Origin of the sequence: Pseudomonas sp. P39-UII1 (assembly GCF_039672635.1) — a bacterium.
Classification (GTDB): domain Bacteria; phylum Pseudomonadota; class Gammaproteobacteria; order Pseudomonadales; family Pseudomonadaceae; genus Aquipseudomonas.
Genome location: NZ_JBDFPP010000020.1, coordinates 34988 through 52250, shown reverse-complemented (window position 1 = coordinate 52250; position 17263 = coordinate 34988). Strand labels below are relative to the sequence as shown.

The 17263-nt window shown below is 63.7% G+C and carries 14 protein-coding genes; 9 read left to right on the top strand and 5 right to left on the bottom strand.

Annotated features, from left to right (window positions below; all coding sequences use genetic code 11):
* Positions 1 to 20: 20 nt before the first annotated feature.
* From ligB to ABEH27_RS20965, 3 genes are all read right to left on the bottom strand, one after another.
* On the bottom strand, positions 21 to 1715 hold the full coding sequence (gene ligB, locus ABEH27_RS20975) for an NAD-dependent DNA ligase LigB (RefSeq protein WP_346615394.1): 1695 nt from the start codon (positions 1713 to 1715) through the stop codon (positions 21 to 23).
* Between the two features lie 144 nt (positions 1716 to 1859).
* On the bottom strand, positions 1860 to 3050 hold the full coding sequence (gene metK / locus ABEH27_RS20970) for a methionine adenosyltransferase (protein ID WP_346615393.1): 1191 nt from the start codon (positions 3048 to 3050) through the stop codon (positions 1860 to 1862).
* A 19-nt stretch (positions 3051 to 3069) separates the two neighbouring features.
* Positions 3070 to 4062, bottom strand: coding sequence for a metalloregulator ArsR/SmtB family transcription factor (locus tag ABEH27_RS20965; protein WP_346615392.1), 993 nt, complete (start codon positions 4060 to 4062; stop codon positions 3070 to 3072).
* A gap of 224 nt (positions 4063 to 4286) precedes the next feature.
* Between ABEH27_RS20965 and tkt the strand changes: the two genes are divergently transcribed.
* The 9 genes from tkt to ABEH27_RS20920 all read left to right on the top strand — a co-directional run bounded on the left by tkt (position 4287) and on the right by ABEH27_RS20920 (position 13650).
* Positions 4287 to 6284: a transketolase gene (gene tkt, locus ABEH27_RS20960; protein WP_346615391.1), complete on the top strand. Its 1998-nt coding sequence runs from the start codon at positions 4287 to 4289 to the stop codon at positions 6282 to 6284.
* 152 nt (positions 6285 to 6436) lie between these two features.
* Positions 6437 to 7498, top strand: coding sequence for an erythrose-4-phosphate dehydrogenase (gene epd / locus ABEH27_RS20955; protein WP_346615390.1), 1062 nt, complete (start codon positions 6437 to 6439; stop codon positions 7496 to 7498).
* A 12-nt stretch (positions 7499 to 7510) separates the two neighbouring features.
* On the top strand, positions 7511 to 8674 hold the full coding sequence (locus ABEH27_RS20950) for a phosphoglycerate kinase (protein WP_346615389.1): 1164 nt from the start codon (positions 7511 to 7513) through the stop codon (positions 8672 to 8674).
* Positions 8675 to 8706: 32 nt separating this feature from the next.
* On the top strand, positions 8707 to 8925 hold the full coding sequence (locus tag ABEH27_RS20945; protein WP_346615388.1) for a hypothetical protein: 219 nt from the start codon (positions 8707 to 8709) through the stop codon (positions 8923 to 8925).
* Between the two features lie 64 nt (positions 8926 to 8989).
* Complete coding sequence (locus tag ABEH27_RS20940; RefSeq protein WP_346615387.1) at positions 8990 to 9319, top strand: MliC family protein; 330 nt, start codon at positions 8990 to 8992, stop codon at positions 9317 to 9319.
* 101 nt (positions 9320 to 9420) lie between these two features.
* Positions 9421 to 10485 (top strand): class II fructose-bisphosphate aldolase, encoded by a 1065-nt coding sequence (gene fba / locus ABEH27_RS20935; RefSeq protein WP_346615386.1) that lies wholly within the window; start codon positions 9421 to 9423, stop codon positions 10483 to 10485.
* Positions 10486 to 10680: 195 nt separating this feature from the next.
* A complete protein-coding gene (locus tag ABEH27_RS20930; RefSeq protein WP_346615385.1) occupies positions 10681 to 12801 on the top strand; it encodes an EAL domain-containing protein in 2121 nt (706 codons plus the stop codon).
* A 39-nt stretch (positions 12802 to 12840) separates the two neighbouring features.
* Positions 12841 to 13341 carry a M48 family metallopeptidase gene (locus ABEH27_RS20925; protein ID WP_346615384.1) on the top strand — a complete coding sequence of 167 codons (501 nt, stop codon included), beginning with the start codon at positions 12841 to 12843 and terminating at the stop codon, positions 13339 to 13341.
* Positions 13342 to 13353: 12 nt separating this feature from the next.
* Positions 13354 to 13650: a winged helix-turn-helix domain-containing protein gene (locus tag ABEH27_RS20920; protein WP_346615383.1), complete on the top strand. Its 297-nt coding sequence runs from the start codon at positions 13354 to 13356 to the stop codon at positions 13648 to 13650.
* A 70-nt stretch (positions 13651 to 13720) separates the two neighbouring features.
* Here the strand turns inward: ABEH27_RS20920 and yccS are convergent, their stop codons facing one another.
* Entirely contained in the window at positions 13721 to 15904 is a 2184-nt protein-coding gene (gene yccS / locus ABEH27_RS20915) for a YccS family putative transporter (RefSeq protein WP_346615423.1), read from the bottom strand.
* Positions 15905 to 15987: 83 nt separating this feature from the next.
* Positions 15988 to 17169, bottom strand: coding sequence for an NAD(P)/FAD-dependent oxidoreductase (locus tag ABEH27_RS20910; RefSeq protein ID WP_346615382.1), 1182 nt, complete (start codon positions 17167 to 17169; stop codon positions 15988 to 15990).
* Positions 17170 to 17263 lie beyond the last annotated feature (94 nt).

Genomic DNA, 17263 nt, shown 5'->3' with positions numbered 1-17263 from the left:
GGGCATGCCCTGCCCGTGGGCTATTGCGAACGGGCATCTTGTGTCGCCTGAAAGCCGTCGAGCCCACTGTGCCCCAATCGTGTGGCGATGCCCTGTACATCGGCATTGGCGAAGAACGCCGCAAGTTGTCTGGCGCGTGTTGCGCCGATACCAGGCAAGGTTTGCCAATCGCTGGCAGACCGGGCGGCCAGGGCGGGCCAAGGCTCACCCCGCGGCACATGACCGGGCGCAGGCACGCCAAGCCCCTTCAGCCATTGGGCGAAAGGCCGGCTGCGGGCCATGGCGAAACTGCGTTGCAGTTGCAGGGCGGTGATCTCGCTGATGCCCGGCACTGTGGTCAGCTGCTCGGCATCGAGTGCCAACCAATCCGTAAGCGACGTCACCAGGCCCGCCTGCACCAGCCGCCGCCAGGTGCCCGGGCCGATGCCCGGCATCGCCAGCCCTTGCTTGCCGCCCAGCCATACCAGGCGGGCGATGAACTGCTCTTCGCAACCTTCGCTGGCTCGCCAGCAACTGTGAGGGCCGAAGCGCCCGGCCTCGGGTGCCAACACGGGTTGGCGCTCGACTGCGCGGTGCAGCACCTGTTCGAACCGAGGAATGGTCAGCCCGGCCAGGCTGATGACCACCTGATCGCCCGGGCGAATGTCCAGCGTTTGCCAGCGGGCCAGGGAGCCCAGGCTGACCTGGCTGATACGGCGGTCGTCCAGTGTGACCGGCTGCAGCTTGAGCAGTGGCGTCACCCTGCCGGTGCGGCCGATGACAAAGCGCACCTCGCGCACTTGCGCCAACGCCTGGGCGAAGGGGTATTTCCACGCGGCGATCCAGTAGGGCGCGTTGGCCTGCCAGCGATCGGCAGGGGGCCGGCTGTTCTGGCGCAGGATCAGGCCGTCCGTGGCGAAGGGCAGTGGCGTGCGGTACCAGTGCAAGCGCCACTGCGCGGCCTCTTGCGGGGTAGCGATGGGTGTGCTGTAACGCTCGCTGTCGGCAAACCCCAGGGCCGTGAGCTGTGTCAGGCGCTCGGCCTGAGTGGTCGGCCCTTGCGGCCAGTCCCAGACGAACAGCCCGATGCGTTCGCCCTGTTCGCGACCCAGGCGCTTGCGCGCCAGCAGGCCGGCGACGTTGCCACGGGCATTGGCGCTACCCGCCTGCACTTGTACATGCCCATCCAGGCGCAGGTACAGCTCGCCTTGCAGCACCAGGTCGAGCGCTTGCGGGAGTTGCCGGGTGATGCCTTCAAGGTCCTGGATGTGCCGGCTCCAGTCATGCCCCCGTACCCCATCGCCGCGGCTGAGCAGCCGTACCAGCCGGCCTTGGCGGTAAATCAGCGAGACAGCTACCCCATCGACTTTTGGTTGCACCCATACGCCAGTCTTGCCGGCCATCCAGCGGGCGACTGCCTGGGCGTCCGGCAGTTTTTCGACACCGGTGTGGGGAATGGGATGGGCAAGGGGGCCGCGTGAAGTGGCCAGGGAGTCCAGCCCGCCTTGGTGTGCGAAGCACCGCTGAAGGTGCAGGAGGCGCTGGCGGCTCTGGTCGTAGAGCGTGTCCGGCACCAGGGCTTCGCCCAGGCGATGGTAATGGTCGTCCCATTGGGCAAGGGTTTCACGCAGGTTGGCGAGTTCCACGTCGGCGCGGTCCGCTGACCATTCCGGGCAGTCGGATGCGTGGCTTGCGGGTGCAAGCAACAGCACCAGCATGAGCAGCATAGAGGGCATGGCCAGCATCCTTGCGTGGCGGGGTGGAAGCATCAGCCTAGGCCGGTAAACCTGTCGATGCGCCGCGCAGTTGTCAGCCGATATGTCATGAAAAAGCCCCTGCCGATCACTCGGCAAGGGCTTTCATTTACCGCTGTAGGAAACTTACAGGCCGGCAGCGTCACGCAGCGACTGGGCGCGGTCGGTACGCTCCCAGGTGAAGGTGGTGAAGGTGTCGTCGCCGACAGTCTTCTGCTGCGGGGTACGGCCGAAGTGACCATAGGCAGCGGTTTCCTGATACATCGGGTGGAGCAGGTCGAGCATCTTGGTAATGGCGTACGGACGCAGGTCGAAGCACTCGCGCACCAACTGGATGATCTTGTCGTCGGAAACCTTGCCGGTGCCGAAGGTGTTGATCGAGATGGAGGTCGGCTGGGCGACGCCAATGGCGTAGGACACCTGAATCTCGCAACGCTCGGCCAGGCCTGCAGCGACAATGTTCTTCGCCACGTAGCGGCCGGCGTAGGCAGCGGAACGGTCGACTTTCGATGGGTCCTTGCCGGAGAACGCGCCACCACCGTGACGGGCCATGCCGCCGTAGGAGTCGACGATGATCTTGCGGCCGGTCAGGCCACAGTCACCCACCGGGCCACCGATGATAAAGTTGCCGGTCGGGTTGATGTGGTACTGGGTGCCTTTGTGCAGCAGTTCAGCCGGCAGGGTGTGCTTGACGATCAGCTCCATCACCGCTTCCTGCAGGTCTTTCTGCGAGACCTCAGGGTTGTGCTGGGTGGACAGGACGATGGCGTCGATACCGACGACCTTGCCGTTCTCGTAGCGGCAGGTGACCTGCGACTTGGCGTCCGGGCGCAGCCACGGCAGCAGGCCGGATTTGCGCGCTTCGGCCTGGCGCTCGACCAGGCGGTGCGAGAAGCAGATCGGCGCCGGCATCAGCACGTCGGTTTCGTTGCTGGCATAGCCGAACATCAGGCCCTGGTCGCCAGCACCCTGGTCTTCCGGCTTGGAGCGATCGACGCCCTGGGCGATGTCCACCGACTGCTTGCCGATGATGTTCATCACGGCGCAGGTGGCGCCGTCGAAGCCGACGTCCGAGCTGTTGTAGCCGATGTCGATGATGACTTTACGCACCAGTTCTTCCAGGTCGACCCAGGCCGACGTGGTGACTTCGCCGGCGATGATGGCGACACCGGTCTTGACCAGGGTTTCACACGCCACGCGGGCGTATTTGTCCTGGGTGATGATGGCATCCAGGACCGCGTCCGAAATCTGGTCGGCGATCTTGTCCGGATGCCCTTCGGACACGGACTCGGAGGTGAAAAGGGAGTATTCGCTCATCTCGACGGGTTCCTAAAATTTACCGATGGTGTGTGTCGCCAGCCGTCCGCTGAAAATGGCGGACCTGGATCTGGAAACCGTTACGCAAGCCCACATAGAGGCTGTCCCCCGGGGCCAGCCCGGCAGCATTGGCCCAACGGGCCAGGTCGTCCTGTTCAAAGCCAAGCCAGAGGTCGCCGCAGGCTTCCCGCGCCCAACCCTGGTCATGGCTGCACAGTTCGGTGACCAGCAGGCTGCCGCCCGCTTTCACCCGTTTGGCCAGCAGGCGCAAGGCCTGGGCCGGGTCGCTGAAATGGTGCAGGACCATGTTCAGCACTACGCAGTCGGCTTCCACATCCGTTGCACCCAGTGCATCGGCCAACTGCAGGTTTACATTATCCAGGCGTTCGCGCTCGCACACCTGGCGCGCCAGCTCGAGCATGGTCGGGCTGTTGTCCATGGCTGTGACAGCGGCAAAGCGCCGGGCCAGGTCAGGCAGGAAACCGCCGTCGCCGGGGCCGACTTCCAGCGCGCTGGCGGTCGGCTCGAAATTCAGTGTGTCGAGCAACGCCAGCAGGCTTTCGCGGTATTGCGGCAGGCCTGCGATCAGGTCCTGCTGGGCGCGGAACTTCTCCTCCACGCGCAGGAAGAAGTCCTGGCTGGTGGCGGCGCGGCGTTGCTGTACCTGGGCGATGCGTGCCTGGACGTCCTGCGGCAAGCTCAGGTCATCGACCTCTTCGAGCAACGCCGTGTGCAGTCGCCCGCCCAGGCGGTGGCTGTCGGGCAGGGCGCGACGGTAGAAAATCGCGTTGCCTTCACGGCGCGTGGCCACCAGCTCGGCCTGGGCCAGCACTTTGAGGTGGTGGCTCATGCCCGACTGGCCGATGTCGAAGATCTGCGCCAGCTCCAGCACGCCGAAAGAGTCACTGGCCAGGGCGCGCAAGACATTCAGGCGCAACTCGTCGCCACTGGCCTTGCACAGGGCGGCCAGGGTGTCGCTTTGCTGAGGGATGGTTTGCGCACGCAGGTTCATGACGCGGCAGTCTAGACAGGCATCGCTGCCCTAGCAAGGCCAATATCAAAAAGTTTTGATATTGGCTGATGGGCGGGTGGGTGCACCGGGTTTTCCGCCGCATTGACAGCCAATGACGGGAAAAACGCCCAAGTGTGGCCATCCGTCATTGCCCCCAGCCCCCCAGTGGGCGAAAATAGCCGCCTTTTTCGTAACACCACCTATTCAAGCCCAGGAGATAAGCGATGCCCAGCCGTCGTGAACGTGCCAACGCCATTCGTGCCCTTAGCATGGATGCCGTGCAAAAGGCTAACAGCGGCCACCCAGGTGCCCCTATGGGCATGGCGGATATCGCTGAAGTGCTTTGGCGCGACTACATGAAGCACAACCCGAGCAACCCGAGCTTCGCCGACCGCGACCGCTTCGTGCTGTCCAACGGCCACGGTTCGATGCTGATCTACTCGCTGCTGCACCTGACCGGCTATGACGTCACCATCGATGACCTCAAGTCGTTCCGCCAGCTGCACAGCCGCACCCCGGGCCACCCGGAATTCGGCTACACCCCGGGTGTCGAGACCACTACCGGCCCACTGGGCCAAGGCCTGGCCAACGCCGTGGGCTTTGCCCTGGCTGAAAAAGTACTGGGCGCCCAGTTCAACCGTGACGGCCACAACATCGTCGACCACAACACCTATGTGTTCCTGGGCGACGGCTGCATGATGGAAGGCATCTCCCACGAAGTCGCCTCGCTGGCCGGTACCCTGGGCCTGAACAAGCTGGTCGCCTTCTATGACGACAACGGCATCTCCATCGACGGTGAAGTGGAAGGCTGGTTCACCGACGACACGCCGAAGCGTTTCGAGTCGTACAACTGGCTGGTGATCCGTAACGTCAACGGTCACGACGCCGACGAGATTCGCACCGCCATCGAGACCGCGCGCAAGAGCGACCGTCCGACCCTGATCTGCTGCAAGACCATCATCGGGTTCGGTTCGCCGAACAAGCAGGGCAAGGAAGACTGCCACGGTGCTCCGCTGGGTAACGACGAAATCGCCCTGGCCCGCAAAGAGCTGAACTGGAACCACGGGCCGTTCGAAGTGCCTGCCGACATTTATGCCGAGTGGGATGCCAAGGACGCTGGCGCCAAGGTCGAAGCCGAGTGGAACAAGCGTTTCGACGCCTACGCCGCTGCCTTCCCTGAGCTGGCTGGCGAACTCAAGCGCCGCCTGAGCGGCGAGCTGCCGGCCGACTTCGCTGAAAAGGCCGCGGCCTACATCGCTGAAGTCGCTGCCAAAGGCGAAACCATCGCCAGCCGCAAGGCCAGCCAGAACACCCTGAACGCCTTCGGCCCGCTGCTGCCGGAGTTGCTGGGCGGTTCGGCCGACCTGGCCGGTTCCAACCTGACCCTGTGGAAAGGTTGCAAGGGCGTCAGCCATGAAGATGCCAACGGCAACTACATGTACTACGGCGTGCGCGAGTTCGGCATGACTGCCATCATGAACGGTGTCGCCCTGCACGGCGGCCTGGTGCCTTACGGCGCTACCTTCCTGATGTTCATGGAATACGCCCGCAATGCTGTGCGCATGTCCGCCCTGATGAAGCAGCGCGTGATCCACGTCTATACCCACGACTCCATCGGCCTGGGCGAAGACGGCCCGACTCACCAGCCGATCGAGCAGCTGACCAGCCTGCGCAGCACGCCGAACCTGGACACCTGGCGCCCAGCTGACGCCGTTGAATCCGCGGTTTCCTGGAAGCACGCCCTGGAGCGCAAGGACGGCCCTTCGGCGCTGATCTTCTCGCGTCAGAACCTGCAGCACCAGGACCGCGACGCCCAGCAGATCGCCGACATCGCCCGTGGCGGTTACGTGCTGAAAGACTGCGCTGGCGAGCCTGAGCTGATCCTGATCGCCACCGGCTCCGAAGTGGGCCTTGCCGTTCAGGCGTTCGACAAACTGACCGAGCAGGGCCGCAAGGTTCGCGTCGTGTCGATGCCGAGCACCAGCGTGTTCGACGCCCAGGACGCCGCCTACAAGCAGTCCGTACTGCCGCTGGAAGTCGGTGCGCGCATCGCCATCGAAGCCGCCCACGCTGACTTCTGGTACAAGTACGTCGGCCTGGAAGGTCGTATCATCGGCATGACCACCTACGGTGAATCGGCTCCGGCCAGCGCACTGTTCGAAGAGTTCGGCTTCACCCTGGAAAACATCCTGGGTACCGCCGAAGAGCTGCTGGAAGACTGATAGAGGCAAAGCGAGGGCCCCTGGCCCTCGTTCGCGGCACAAGGCCGCTCCCACAGGATCTGCATACGCCGCAGTACCCTGTGGGAGCGGCCTTGTGCCGCGAATGGGCCGCATGGCGGCCCCTTTCAACCGACGGATTTCACGAGCCACCTATGCCCCACCCGCGTCCCTACAAAGTTGCACTCAACGGTTACGGCCGCATCGGCCGCTGTGTCCTGCGCGCACTGTTCGAGCGTGGGGCAAAAGCCGGCTTCGAGATCGTTGCACTGAACGACCTGGCCGACCAGGCCAGCGTGGAATACCTGACACGTTTCGACTCTACCCACGGCCGTTTTCCCGGCGAAGTGAGGGTCGACGGCGATTGTCTGCATATCAACGGTGACTGCGTGAAAGTCTTGCGCAGCGCCACGCCCGAGGGCGTCGACTGGGCGGCCCTGGACATCGACCTGGTGCTGGAATGCTCCGGCGCCTACAACACCCGTGCCGACGGCCAGCGCTTCCTCGACGCCGGCGCACCGCGCGTGCTGTTCTCGCAGCCCATGGCCAGCGAGGCCGATGTAGATGCCACGGTTGTCTACGGCATCAACCAGGCGTGCCTGACCGGCAACGAGCGTCTTGTCTCCAACGCCTCCTGCACCACCAATTGCGGCGTGCCGCTACTGCGGGTGCTGGACCAGGCGTTCGGCATCGAGTACGTGCAGATCACCACCATCCACTCGGCGATGAACGACCAGCCGGTGATCGACGCCTATCACCACGAAGACCTGCGCCGCACCCGCTCGGCCTTCCAGTCGGTGATCCCGGTGTCCACTGGTCTGGCGCGTGGCATCGAGCGCCTGCTGCCGGAACTTGCCGGGCGAATCCAGGCCAAAGCGGTACGCGTGCCCACCGTCAACGTCTCGTGCCTGGACATCACCCTGCAGACCGCCCGCGATACCAGCGCGGCAGAGGTCAACCGGGTATTGCGCGAGGCGGCGCTGGACGGCCCGCTGAAAGGCTTGCTGGCCTATACCGAGCTGCCCCACGCCAGCTGTGATTTCAACCATGACCCGCATTCGGCCATCGTCGATGCCAGCCAGACCCGCGTCTCAGGCCCACGCCTGGTGAACCTGCTGGCCTGGTTCGACAACGAATGGGGTTTTGCCAACCGTATGCTCGACGTTGCCGAACATTATCTGCACGTCGTTCACCCAACCCGCAGCAAACAGCCCTGAAGGACTGCATTCATGACCGTGTTGAAGATGACCGACCTCGACCTGCAAGGTAAACGCGTACTGATCCGCGAAGACCTCAACGTGCCTGTAAAGGACGGTGTGGTAACCAGCGATGCGCGTATCCTCGCTGCGCTGCCGACCATCAAGCTGGCCCTGGAGAAGGGCGCGGCGGTAATGGTCTGCTCGCACCTGGGCCGCCCGACCGAAGGCGAGTTCTCGGCCGAGAACAGCCTCAAGCCGGTTGCCGACTACCTGAGCAAGGCCCTGGGCCGCGACGTGCCGCTGGTCGCCGATTACCTCGACGGTGTCGAGGTCAAGGCCGGTGACCTGGTGCTGTTCGAGAACGTGCGTTTCAACAAGGGCGAAAAGAAGAACGCCGACGAACTGGCGCAGCAGTACGCCGCCTTGTGCGACGTCTTCGTCATGGACGCGTTCGGTACTGCCCACCGTGCTGAGGGTTCGACCCATGGCGTGGCCAAGTTCGCCAAGATCGCTGCTGCCGGCCCGCTGCTGGCCGCCGAACTGGACGCCCTGGGCAAAGCCCTGAAGGCCCCGGCCAAGCCGATGGCTGCCATCGTTGCCGGCTCCAAGGTTTCCACCAAGCTGGACGTGCTCAACAGCCTGAGCGCGGTGTGCGACCAACTGATCGTCGGTGGCGGCATCGCCAACACCTTCCTGGCGGCCGCTGGCCACCCGGTTGGCAAGTCGCTGTACGAGCCTGACTTGGTCGAGACCGCCAAAGCCATCGCCGCCAAGGTCAGCGTGCCGCTGCCCGTCGACGTGGTGGTCGCCAAGGAATTCGCCGAAAGCGCCGTAGCCACCGTCAAGGCGATCGCCGACGTTGCTGCCGACGACATGATTCTGGACATCGGCCCACAAACCGCAGCCAACTTCGCCGAGCTGCTGAAGTCGTCGAAGACCATCCTGTGGAACGGCCCGGTCGGCGTGTTCGAGTTCGACCAGTTCGGCAACGGCACCCAGGTATTGGCCAAAGCCATTGCTGACAGCGCCGCCTTCTCCATCGCCGGTGGTGGCGATACCCTGGCTGCCATCGATAAGTATGGCGTCAGCAAGGATATCTCCTACATTTCCACCGGTGGCGGTGCGTTCCTCGAGTTCGTCGAAGGCAAGGTACTGCCGGCGGTGGCGATCCTGGAAGAGCGGGCCAAAGCCTGACAATGTCGGCGCCTGGCAAAGGGAGCGACCTGATGGTCAAGCAATTGCCTGTGATGATCCTGGCCGGCCTGCTGAGCGCTTGCTCCGGCAGCCCATCCTCGGCCGATGACCCGGCGCAGCCGCCCAAGGGCGGTTGCTACCAGTCCGAGTGGCAGGCCGAAACCGTGCCGGTCATCAGCAAGCGCGTGGGCCCGGAAGGCCTGGAAAAGTATGACGAAGACCACCAGCGCAAGGCGCCAGGCTGCCCTTGAACCGATGCGCTTCGTCGGAGCAGGCAACCAAGCGACCGTTGTGTGGTCATCTAGAGGATATGCAATGAAAGCGCTGATGGCCTTGATGGCCCTGGCGACACTGGCAGGATGCTCGCTGCTGCAGCCGGCGCAACCCGCCCCGGCAGACAACTGGACCCGTTGGGTCTGCGACAGCCAGGCCGATGTGCTGTGGCGCTACGCTGACGCGCAGCAGGATTCGGTCGACGTTCGCCTCGGCGGCGGCGACCAGGTGTACCGGCTCAAGTCCGAGCCGAGCGCGTCGGGCGCGATGTACAGCGATGGCGTGCTGGCCTTCCACACCAAGGGCGATGAAGGCCTGGTGTACTGGGTGGCAACCAACGACCTGATTGGGCGGGGCTGCAAGGCACCGTGACTGGCCGGGCCGCGCTGGTGGCCCACACTACTTGAACAGCAACCGCCCCTGCGGCAGGCTTGCACGAAACAAAACGACGCTTGTCGGGAGAGAGATACACAATGGCACTCATTAGCATGCGCCAGATGCTGGACCACGCCGCCGAGTTCGGTTACGGCGTTCCGGCTTTCAACGTCAACAACCTCGAGCAGATGCGCGCCATCATGGAAGCGGCTGACAAGACCGACTCCCCAGTGATCGTCCAGGCCTCGGCCGGTGCCCGCAAGTACGCTGGCGCGCCGTTCCTGCGCCACCTGATCCTGGCCGCCATCGAAGAATTCCCGCACATCCCGGTGTGCATGCACCAGGACCACGGCACCAGCCCAGACGTCTGCCAACGCTCCATCCAGCTGGGCTTCAGCTCGGTGATGATGGACGGCTCGCTGGGTGAAGACGGCAAGACCCCGACCGACTACGACTACAACGTCCGTGTTACCCAGCAGACCGTTGCCATGGCGCACGCCTGCGGCGTTTCGGTGGAAGGCGAGCTGGGCTGCCTGGGTTCCCTGGAAACCGGCATGGCCGGTGAAGAAGACGGCATCGGCGCCGAAGGCGTGCTGGACCACAGCCAGATGCTGACCGACCCTGAAGAAGCTGCCGACTTCGTCAAGAAGACCCAGGTCGATGCCCTGGCAATCGCCATCGGTACCAGCCACGGTGCCTACAAGTTCACCAAGCCGCCTACCGGTGACGTGCTGGCGATCGACCGCATCAAGGAAATCCACAAGCGCATCCCCAACACTCACCTGGTGATGCACGGTTCGTCCTCGGTACCGCAAGAATGGCTGGCGATCATCAACCAATACGGCGGCGACATCAAAGAGACCTACGGCGTACCGGTTGAAGAAATCGTTGAAGGCATCAAGCACGGCGTGCGCAAGGTCAACATCGACACCGACCTGCGCCTGGCCTCCACCGGTGCCATGCGTCGCTTGATGGCGCAGAACCCGAGCGAGTTCGACCCGCGCAAGTTCTTCGGTGAAACCGTCAAAGCCATGCGTGACGTGTGCATCGCCCGTTACGAAGCCTTCGGCACCGCCGGCAATGCCTCCAAGATCAAACCGATCTCCCTGGAAGGCATGTTCCAGCGTTACCTGAAAGGTGAGTTGGCCGCCAAGGTCAACTGATCGTCAGGCACTACAAAAAACCCGCAGAAATGCGGGTTTTTTTATGCCTGCCGTTCCGGCAAACGACCATTAGTCGGCTACCCTTCATTTTAATCATTGATAGCGTTCTGATTGCATTGCGTGTTACCCCCTCATGGCTAGAGTGGTAGTCGGATCCAATTGCAAGTTGAAGTCGGTCATACAAGAGAAAGCAGCATGGATGGCGCTTACCCTGAACCGTTGGACGGCAAGTCAGTTCTCCTGGTGGTAGACGATTACCCCGAGAACCTCATAAGCATGCGAGCCCTGTTGGCCCGCACGGATTGGCAGGTGTTGACCGCAAGCTCAGGTACGCAAGCCTTGAGTGCCTTGCTGGAGCACGATGTCGACCTGGTGCTGCTTGACGTGCAGATGCCGGAAATGGACGGCTTCGAGGTCGCCCGGCTCATGCGTGGCAGCCAGCGTACCCGGCTGACCCCGATCATTTTCCTCACCGCCAACGAACAGTCCGATGCCGCCGTGCTCAAGGGCTACGCCAGCGGCGCGGTGGATTACCTGTTCAAGCCGTTCGACCCGCAAATCCTCAAACCCAAGGTGCAGGCGCAACTGGACCAGCAGCGCAACCGGCGCATGCTGCAGCAGCTGACGCGCGAGCTGGAGGCTGCCAGGGCGTTCAATGCTTCGATCCTGGAAAACGCCGCTGAGGGCATTCTGGTAGTCGATGCCTTCGGTACCATCAGCTTCGCCAACCCGGCTATTTCGCGGCTGCTCGAAGCACCGGTCGAGCAATTGCAGGGTGCTCATCTGCTCGACTTGGTCCAGTTGCCCAATGCCACCCTGTGGAGCGAATCCGACTTTCACCAGGCCTACCAGGCACGGCGAATATCCCGCGTGCATGATGCCCATTTACGCACGGTAGCCGGCCATCTGATGCCAGTAGCGCTTTCCTGCGCCCCGCTGCCTGCCGATCAACAGGCGATGGTGGTGACGGTGCTGGACATGTCGGTGGAGCGCAACCTGCACCAGCAACTCGAGTACCAGGCAGTGACCGACCCGCTCACTGGGCTGTTCAATCGGCGAGGCTTCTATCAGGCCGCGGAAGGCGTACTGCTGCGCAACGAGCGCTCGGACAAGACCCAGGCGCTGATGTACATGGACCTTGATGGTTTCAAGCGGATCAATGACACCCTCGGCCACGAGGCGGGGGACCGGGTATTGCGCTGGGTGGCCGAGCAGCTCAAGGACTGCCTGGGCAGTGAGGCTCTGCTGGCACGCATGGGCGGCGATGAATTCACGGCGTTGTTCGATAACCTGCCGTATCCGGAACAAGCTGGGCGCCATGCCGAGCAGTTGCTCGAGCGCGTGTCGGTGCAGCAGCAGGTAGATGGCATGGACGTCTGCCTGGGCGTGAGTATCGGCATTGCCACCTACCCGGACTGCGGCGCCAATGTCGAAGGCTTGCTGCGTGCTGCCGATGCGGCAATGTATGCGGCCAAACAGGCCGGGCGCCACCAGTACCGCTTTTACGATCAGGAGCTCAATGGCCGGGCACGCTCGCGGCTGATGCTTGAAGACAGCGTGCGCAACGCCGTCGAGGCCCGTGACTTCAGCATGGTGTACCAACCTCAGGTCGCTTTTGCCGACGGCCGTCTGCGTGGCTTCGAGGCCTTGCTGCGCTGGCAGCACCCCAGCGTCGGCGATGTGCCGCCGGGGCTGTTCATCCCGCTGCTGGAAGAGGCCCGGCTGATAAACCGCCTGGCCGGCTGGATCTACCGTCAGGGCGCGGCGCAGCGCCAGGCCTGGTGCGAGCGGTTCGCCCCGGACCTGGTGTTGGGGATCAGCCTGAGCCGCGCGCAGTTCACCATGCCCGGCCTGGTCGATGAGTTGCAGCGGGTGATCCAGGAGTACCAGCTCAACCCCGCGCAATTGGAAGTCGAAGTTGCCGAAACGTCGTTGATGTACAACATCGACACAGCGATCAAGCAGATCCACCGCCTGCGCGAATTGGGCGTGCGCGTGGCGCTGGACGACTTTGGTGCGGGTGACTGCTCGCTGCGTATGCTGCGGGACCTGCCAATCGATACCTTGAAAATCGACCGGCATCTGGTAGCGCGCCTGCCCGATTCGGCGGCAGACGCTGCCTTGGTACGCTCCGTCATCGGCCTATGCGCCGACTACAACGTCACGGTCATCGCCGAGGGCGTTGAAACCGCGTCCCAGGCTGCGTGGCTGAAAGCAAACGGTTGCGCCTACGTGCAGGGTTTTTTGGTCGCCTACCCGATGACGGCTGCGGATGCCAGCGGCTTCCCGGCGATTTTTCCCTGGCCGCGGCGTTGATTGGCTAGAATCGCCGTTCGTTACGCCGAATGCAGTGCCATGACCGTATTACGCTATTTGCAAGCCTACCCGCCGCACCTGCAGGAGCAGGTGCAGCAGATGATCGACAGCGACCGCCTGGGTGACTACCTGCAGCGCCGCTACCCTGGCCGCCATGACGTGCAGAGCGACAAGGCGCTGTACGGCTACGCCCAGGAGCTGCGCCAGCAATACCTGCGCAGTGCGCCAAGCCTGGACAAGGTGCTGTTCGACAACCGCCTGGACCTGACCCACCGTGCCCTGGGCCTCAACACTGCGGTGTCGCGGGTGCAGGGCGGCAAGCTCAAGGCGAAGAAGGAAATCCGTATCGCCTCGCTGTTCAAGGACGCGGCACCGCAGTTTTTGCGCATGATCGTGGTGCACGAACTGGCGCACCTGCGCGAGCGCGACCACAGCAAAGCGTTCTACCAGCTCTGTCAGCACATGGAGCCGGATTACCATCAACTGGAATTCGACCTGCGCGTCTACCTGACCTATCGGGAGCTGCCGGGTAACCTGTAAGGATCACGCAGCATGGATGTGAGCAAGACCAAGAGCAGTTTCTATCGCCGCTTGTATGTGGCCTGGTTGATCGACAGCCAGACCGCCACCAGCGTGCCGGCGCTGATGGAAGCCACCGGCATGCCGCGCCGCACGGCCCAGGACACCATTGCTGCATTGGCCGACCTGGACATCGTCTGCGAGTTCGAGCAGCAGGAGGGTGCGCGCAACCATGCCGGGCATTATCGCATTCATGACTGGGGGGCGATCGACAAGCAGTGGATCATCCGGCATCTGCGGCAGATCAGGGACGTGCTCGGTTACCCGTGAGCTTCAGCGGATCGTCGAGCGCCACGAACGGGCCAATGCCGCGAAGCTGCCGGGCCAGGCACTAAAACCCTCAGGCCGGCGCACCCTCCTTGATCAGATGCGCCGCCAATGTCCGCAACGGCCCCAGCTGTCGGCAGATCAACGCCAGCTGGGTCTGCACCAGCCGCTGATGTTCATCCAGCTCCTCTGGCATCTGTTCCAGCGCATTGGCCAAGTGCTCTTCGGCGTCACTGTGAATCGCCACCGGCAAGCGCGCCGCCAGGCCATTGGCGATTTCATCCAGGCTGTTGGCCAGGCTCTGCCCTGCGCCATCGATCAATTGCTCCTGAACTTCGGCCGGCAGCGCGGTATCACGGTGCGCGCCAAGCCCCGAGAGGTAGCTGAGCAAGGTGTGTGACAGCACCAGGAAGCGGAAGCCTACATCTGCCTCCTTACGGAAATGCCCAGGCTCCATGAGCATGTTGGCCAATGTGGTAGACAGCGCGGCGTCGGCGTTGTGGGCGTTGCGCCGGGCCAGGCGGTAGGCGAGGTCGTCGCGCTTGCCGTGGGCGTACTGCTGCATGATCTGGCGCAGGTACACGCTGGCGCAGGCCAGGGTATTGGCCAATGCCTTGTTCAGGCGCCGGCCCTGCCAGTCGGGGAGGAACAGGAACACCGCGAGGATGGCGATCAGGCTGCCCACCAGGGTATCGAACAGCCTCGGCAGGAACAGGCCATAGCCATCGCCGATCTGGTTGAAGCAGAACAGTACCATCAGCGTGATCGCCGCCGTGGCCAGGGTATAGCGGGTGGTGCGGTTGACGAAGAACACCACTCCGGCGACCACGGCGAACAGCGACTGGATGACCGGGTTGGGGAACAGGTCGAACAGCGCCCAGCCCACCGTCAGGCCGATCGCCGTGCCGAACACGCGCTGCACCAGCTTGCGCCGGGTGGCGCCATAGTTCGGCTGGCACACGAAAAGCGTAGTGAGGATGATCCAGTAGCCTTGTGTCGGGTGGATCAGGTGCACCATGCCGTAGCCGATCGACAGCGCCAACGGCAGGCGCAGGGCGTGGCGGAACAGCAGCGAAGTGGGCGTCAACTGTGTGCGCAGGCGGGTCCAGACGTCCTTGAAGTTTCGCGGTGAGCGGTCGAGCAGGCTGCTGTCGCTGGCATCGGCCAGGCTGTCCGGGTTGCTGGCGGCCCCCAGCAGGCGGTCGAGCGTGGCCAGGTTGGCCGCCAGTGCGCGCAGCGAGCGCAGCAGCCCGCGCCACGCCGGGTTGTTCTGGGTGCGCAGGTGCTCCAGCGAGGCGTTGAGGTCTTCGAGGGTGTCGGCGAACCGGCTGTCGAGAACAAAGGGCTGGCGCAGGCGGATCGAGCGCGCCAGGTCCTGGCACGCCGAGCCTTGATGGCGCAGCAGGCGCTGGCAGCGGAACATCACATCGCTGTGGAAGAACGCATCGGCCAAGGCATTGTAGGGGTAATGCGAGGCACTGACGCGCTCGTGGATATCCTGGGCCAGGAAGTACAGCTTGAGGTAGCGGCTGACCTTGGAGTTGGGCTGGCTGTTACCGACCCGGTGCAAGATGATTTCCTTGGCCGCATTGAGCGCTGCGACCACCTTGCCGTTCTGCTGGGCCAGCTCCAGGCGCCGGGCCTCCAGATCATGGTGGCGAATCGGCTCGAACAGGTTGGCTTTGAGCTTGAGGTAGCGCCCCAGTTCGAAGAACAGCTTGGCCAGGCTCTGCTGCACCGGCTGGTTGGAAAACAGCGCCTGCCACAGCACCGAGAGCAAGCCATACCAGGCTGCACCCGCCACCAGCAGCAGCGGTTCGTGCCAGAAGTCGGTGACCTGGCCGCCGCGTTGGTCCACGCCGATCATGGTGTATACCGCGGTGATCAGCGTGGCCGAGGCGATGGCCCCATAGCGTTCGCCCAGCGCACCCAGCATGGTCAGGCCAAACGCCGCCAACGCCAGTGCGATGGCGAAGACCCACGGGTAGGGGAACAGCAGCTCGACGGCCAGCGCGGCAATGGCGAAGCAGACCAGCGTAACGGCCAGGGCACTGAGGCGCCCTTGCCAGCTGTCGTCGGTCTCGGCCAATGCGCTGGCAATGATGCCCAGGAACAGCGGAATCAGCAGGGCCATCTCGTTCTGGTACCAGCACAGGGCCAGGCTGCCGGTGAGGGCGATGGTCACCCGGATGCTGTAGCTGAACTTGTCTTGGCCCCACAGGCGACGCAGTGACTGACGGAACGAACTCGATGACATGATGGCCTGCTGGCAGTGATCGAATGAATGCATTGCGGCACGGACCAGCAAGAAGCGTTCCGTGCTGCTGAATGGATTCTACTCTACACGAACTGCGCTGCAGCGTTGGCCGATGCCCAGGCCCACTGGAAGTTGAAACCGCCCAGGTGGCCGGTCACGTCCAGTACTTCGCCGATGAAGTACAGCCCGGGGCTCTTCAGCGATTCCATGGTCTTGGATGACACCTCGCGGGTATCCACGCCACCCAGGGTCACCTCGGCGGTGCGATAGCCCTCGGTACCGGCCGGTACCAATTGCCAGGCCGACAGTTTGTCGGCGATCTGTGCCAGTTCCGCCGGCGTGTACTGCTTCATGGGTTTGGACTCGAACCACTGCTCGGCCAGCAGGGTGGCCAGCTTGCGGGTGAACACCTCGCCCAGCACGGTCTTCAACTCCGCGTTGGCGCGTTCGAGCTGTTGCTGTTGCAGCCAGGTCAGCGCATCGCGGTCGGGCAGCAGGTTGATCTCGACGGTGTCGCCTGCCTGCCAGAACGATGAGATCTGCAGGATCGCCGGGCCGCTCAGGCCGCGGTGGGTGAACAGCAGGTTCTCGCGGAAGCTGGTGCCGTTGCAGCTGGCAGTGCAGTCCAGCGAGGTGCCCGACAGTTCGGTGCACAGTGCCTTGAGTTGGGGCTCGGTGATGGTGAACGGCACCAGGCCGGCGCGGGTCGGCAGCAGGGTGTGGCCGAACTGGCGCGCCACCTGGTAGCCGAAACCGGTCGCGCCCAGGGTCGGGATCGACAGGCCACCGGTGGCTATCACCAGTGACTGGCAGGCGAACTGGCCGGCGCTGGTTTGCAGCAGGTAACCGGTTTCGGTCTTCTCGATGTGTTCGATGCTGGTCTGCATGCGCAGTTCGGCGCCCGCGTCGTCGCACTCGGCCAGCAGCATGTCGAGGATGTCGCTGGCCTTGTTGTCGCAGAACAGCTGGCCGAGCTTCTTCTCGTGATACGGCACGCCATGCTTGGCCACCAGTTCGATGAAGTCCCACTGGGTGTAGCGGGCCAGGGCCGATTTGCAGAAGTGGGCGTTGTGCGAGAGGAAGTTGGCCGGCTCGGTGTACATGTTGGTGAAGTTGCAGCGCCCGCCGCCGGACATGAGGATCTTCTTGCCCGGCTTGTTGGCGTGGTCGAGCAGCAGCACCCGGCGGCCACGGCGGGCGCTGAGCTGGGCGCACATCAGGCCGGCGGCGCCGGCGCCGAGGATGATCACGTCGGTGGAGTGCACGGTGTTACCTCATTGCGAGTTTGGGGCCGCTGTACGGCCCATCGCCGGCAAGCCAGCTCCCACGGGCACTGCATAACGCCTGAGGCCTTGGGTG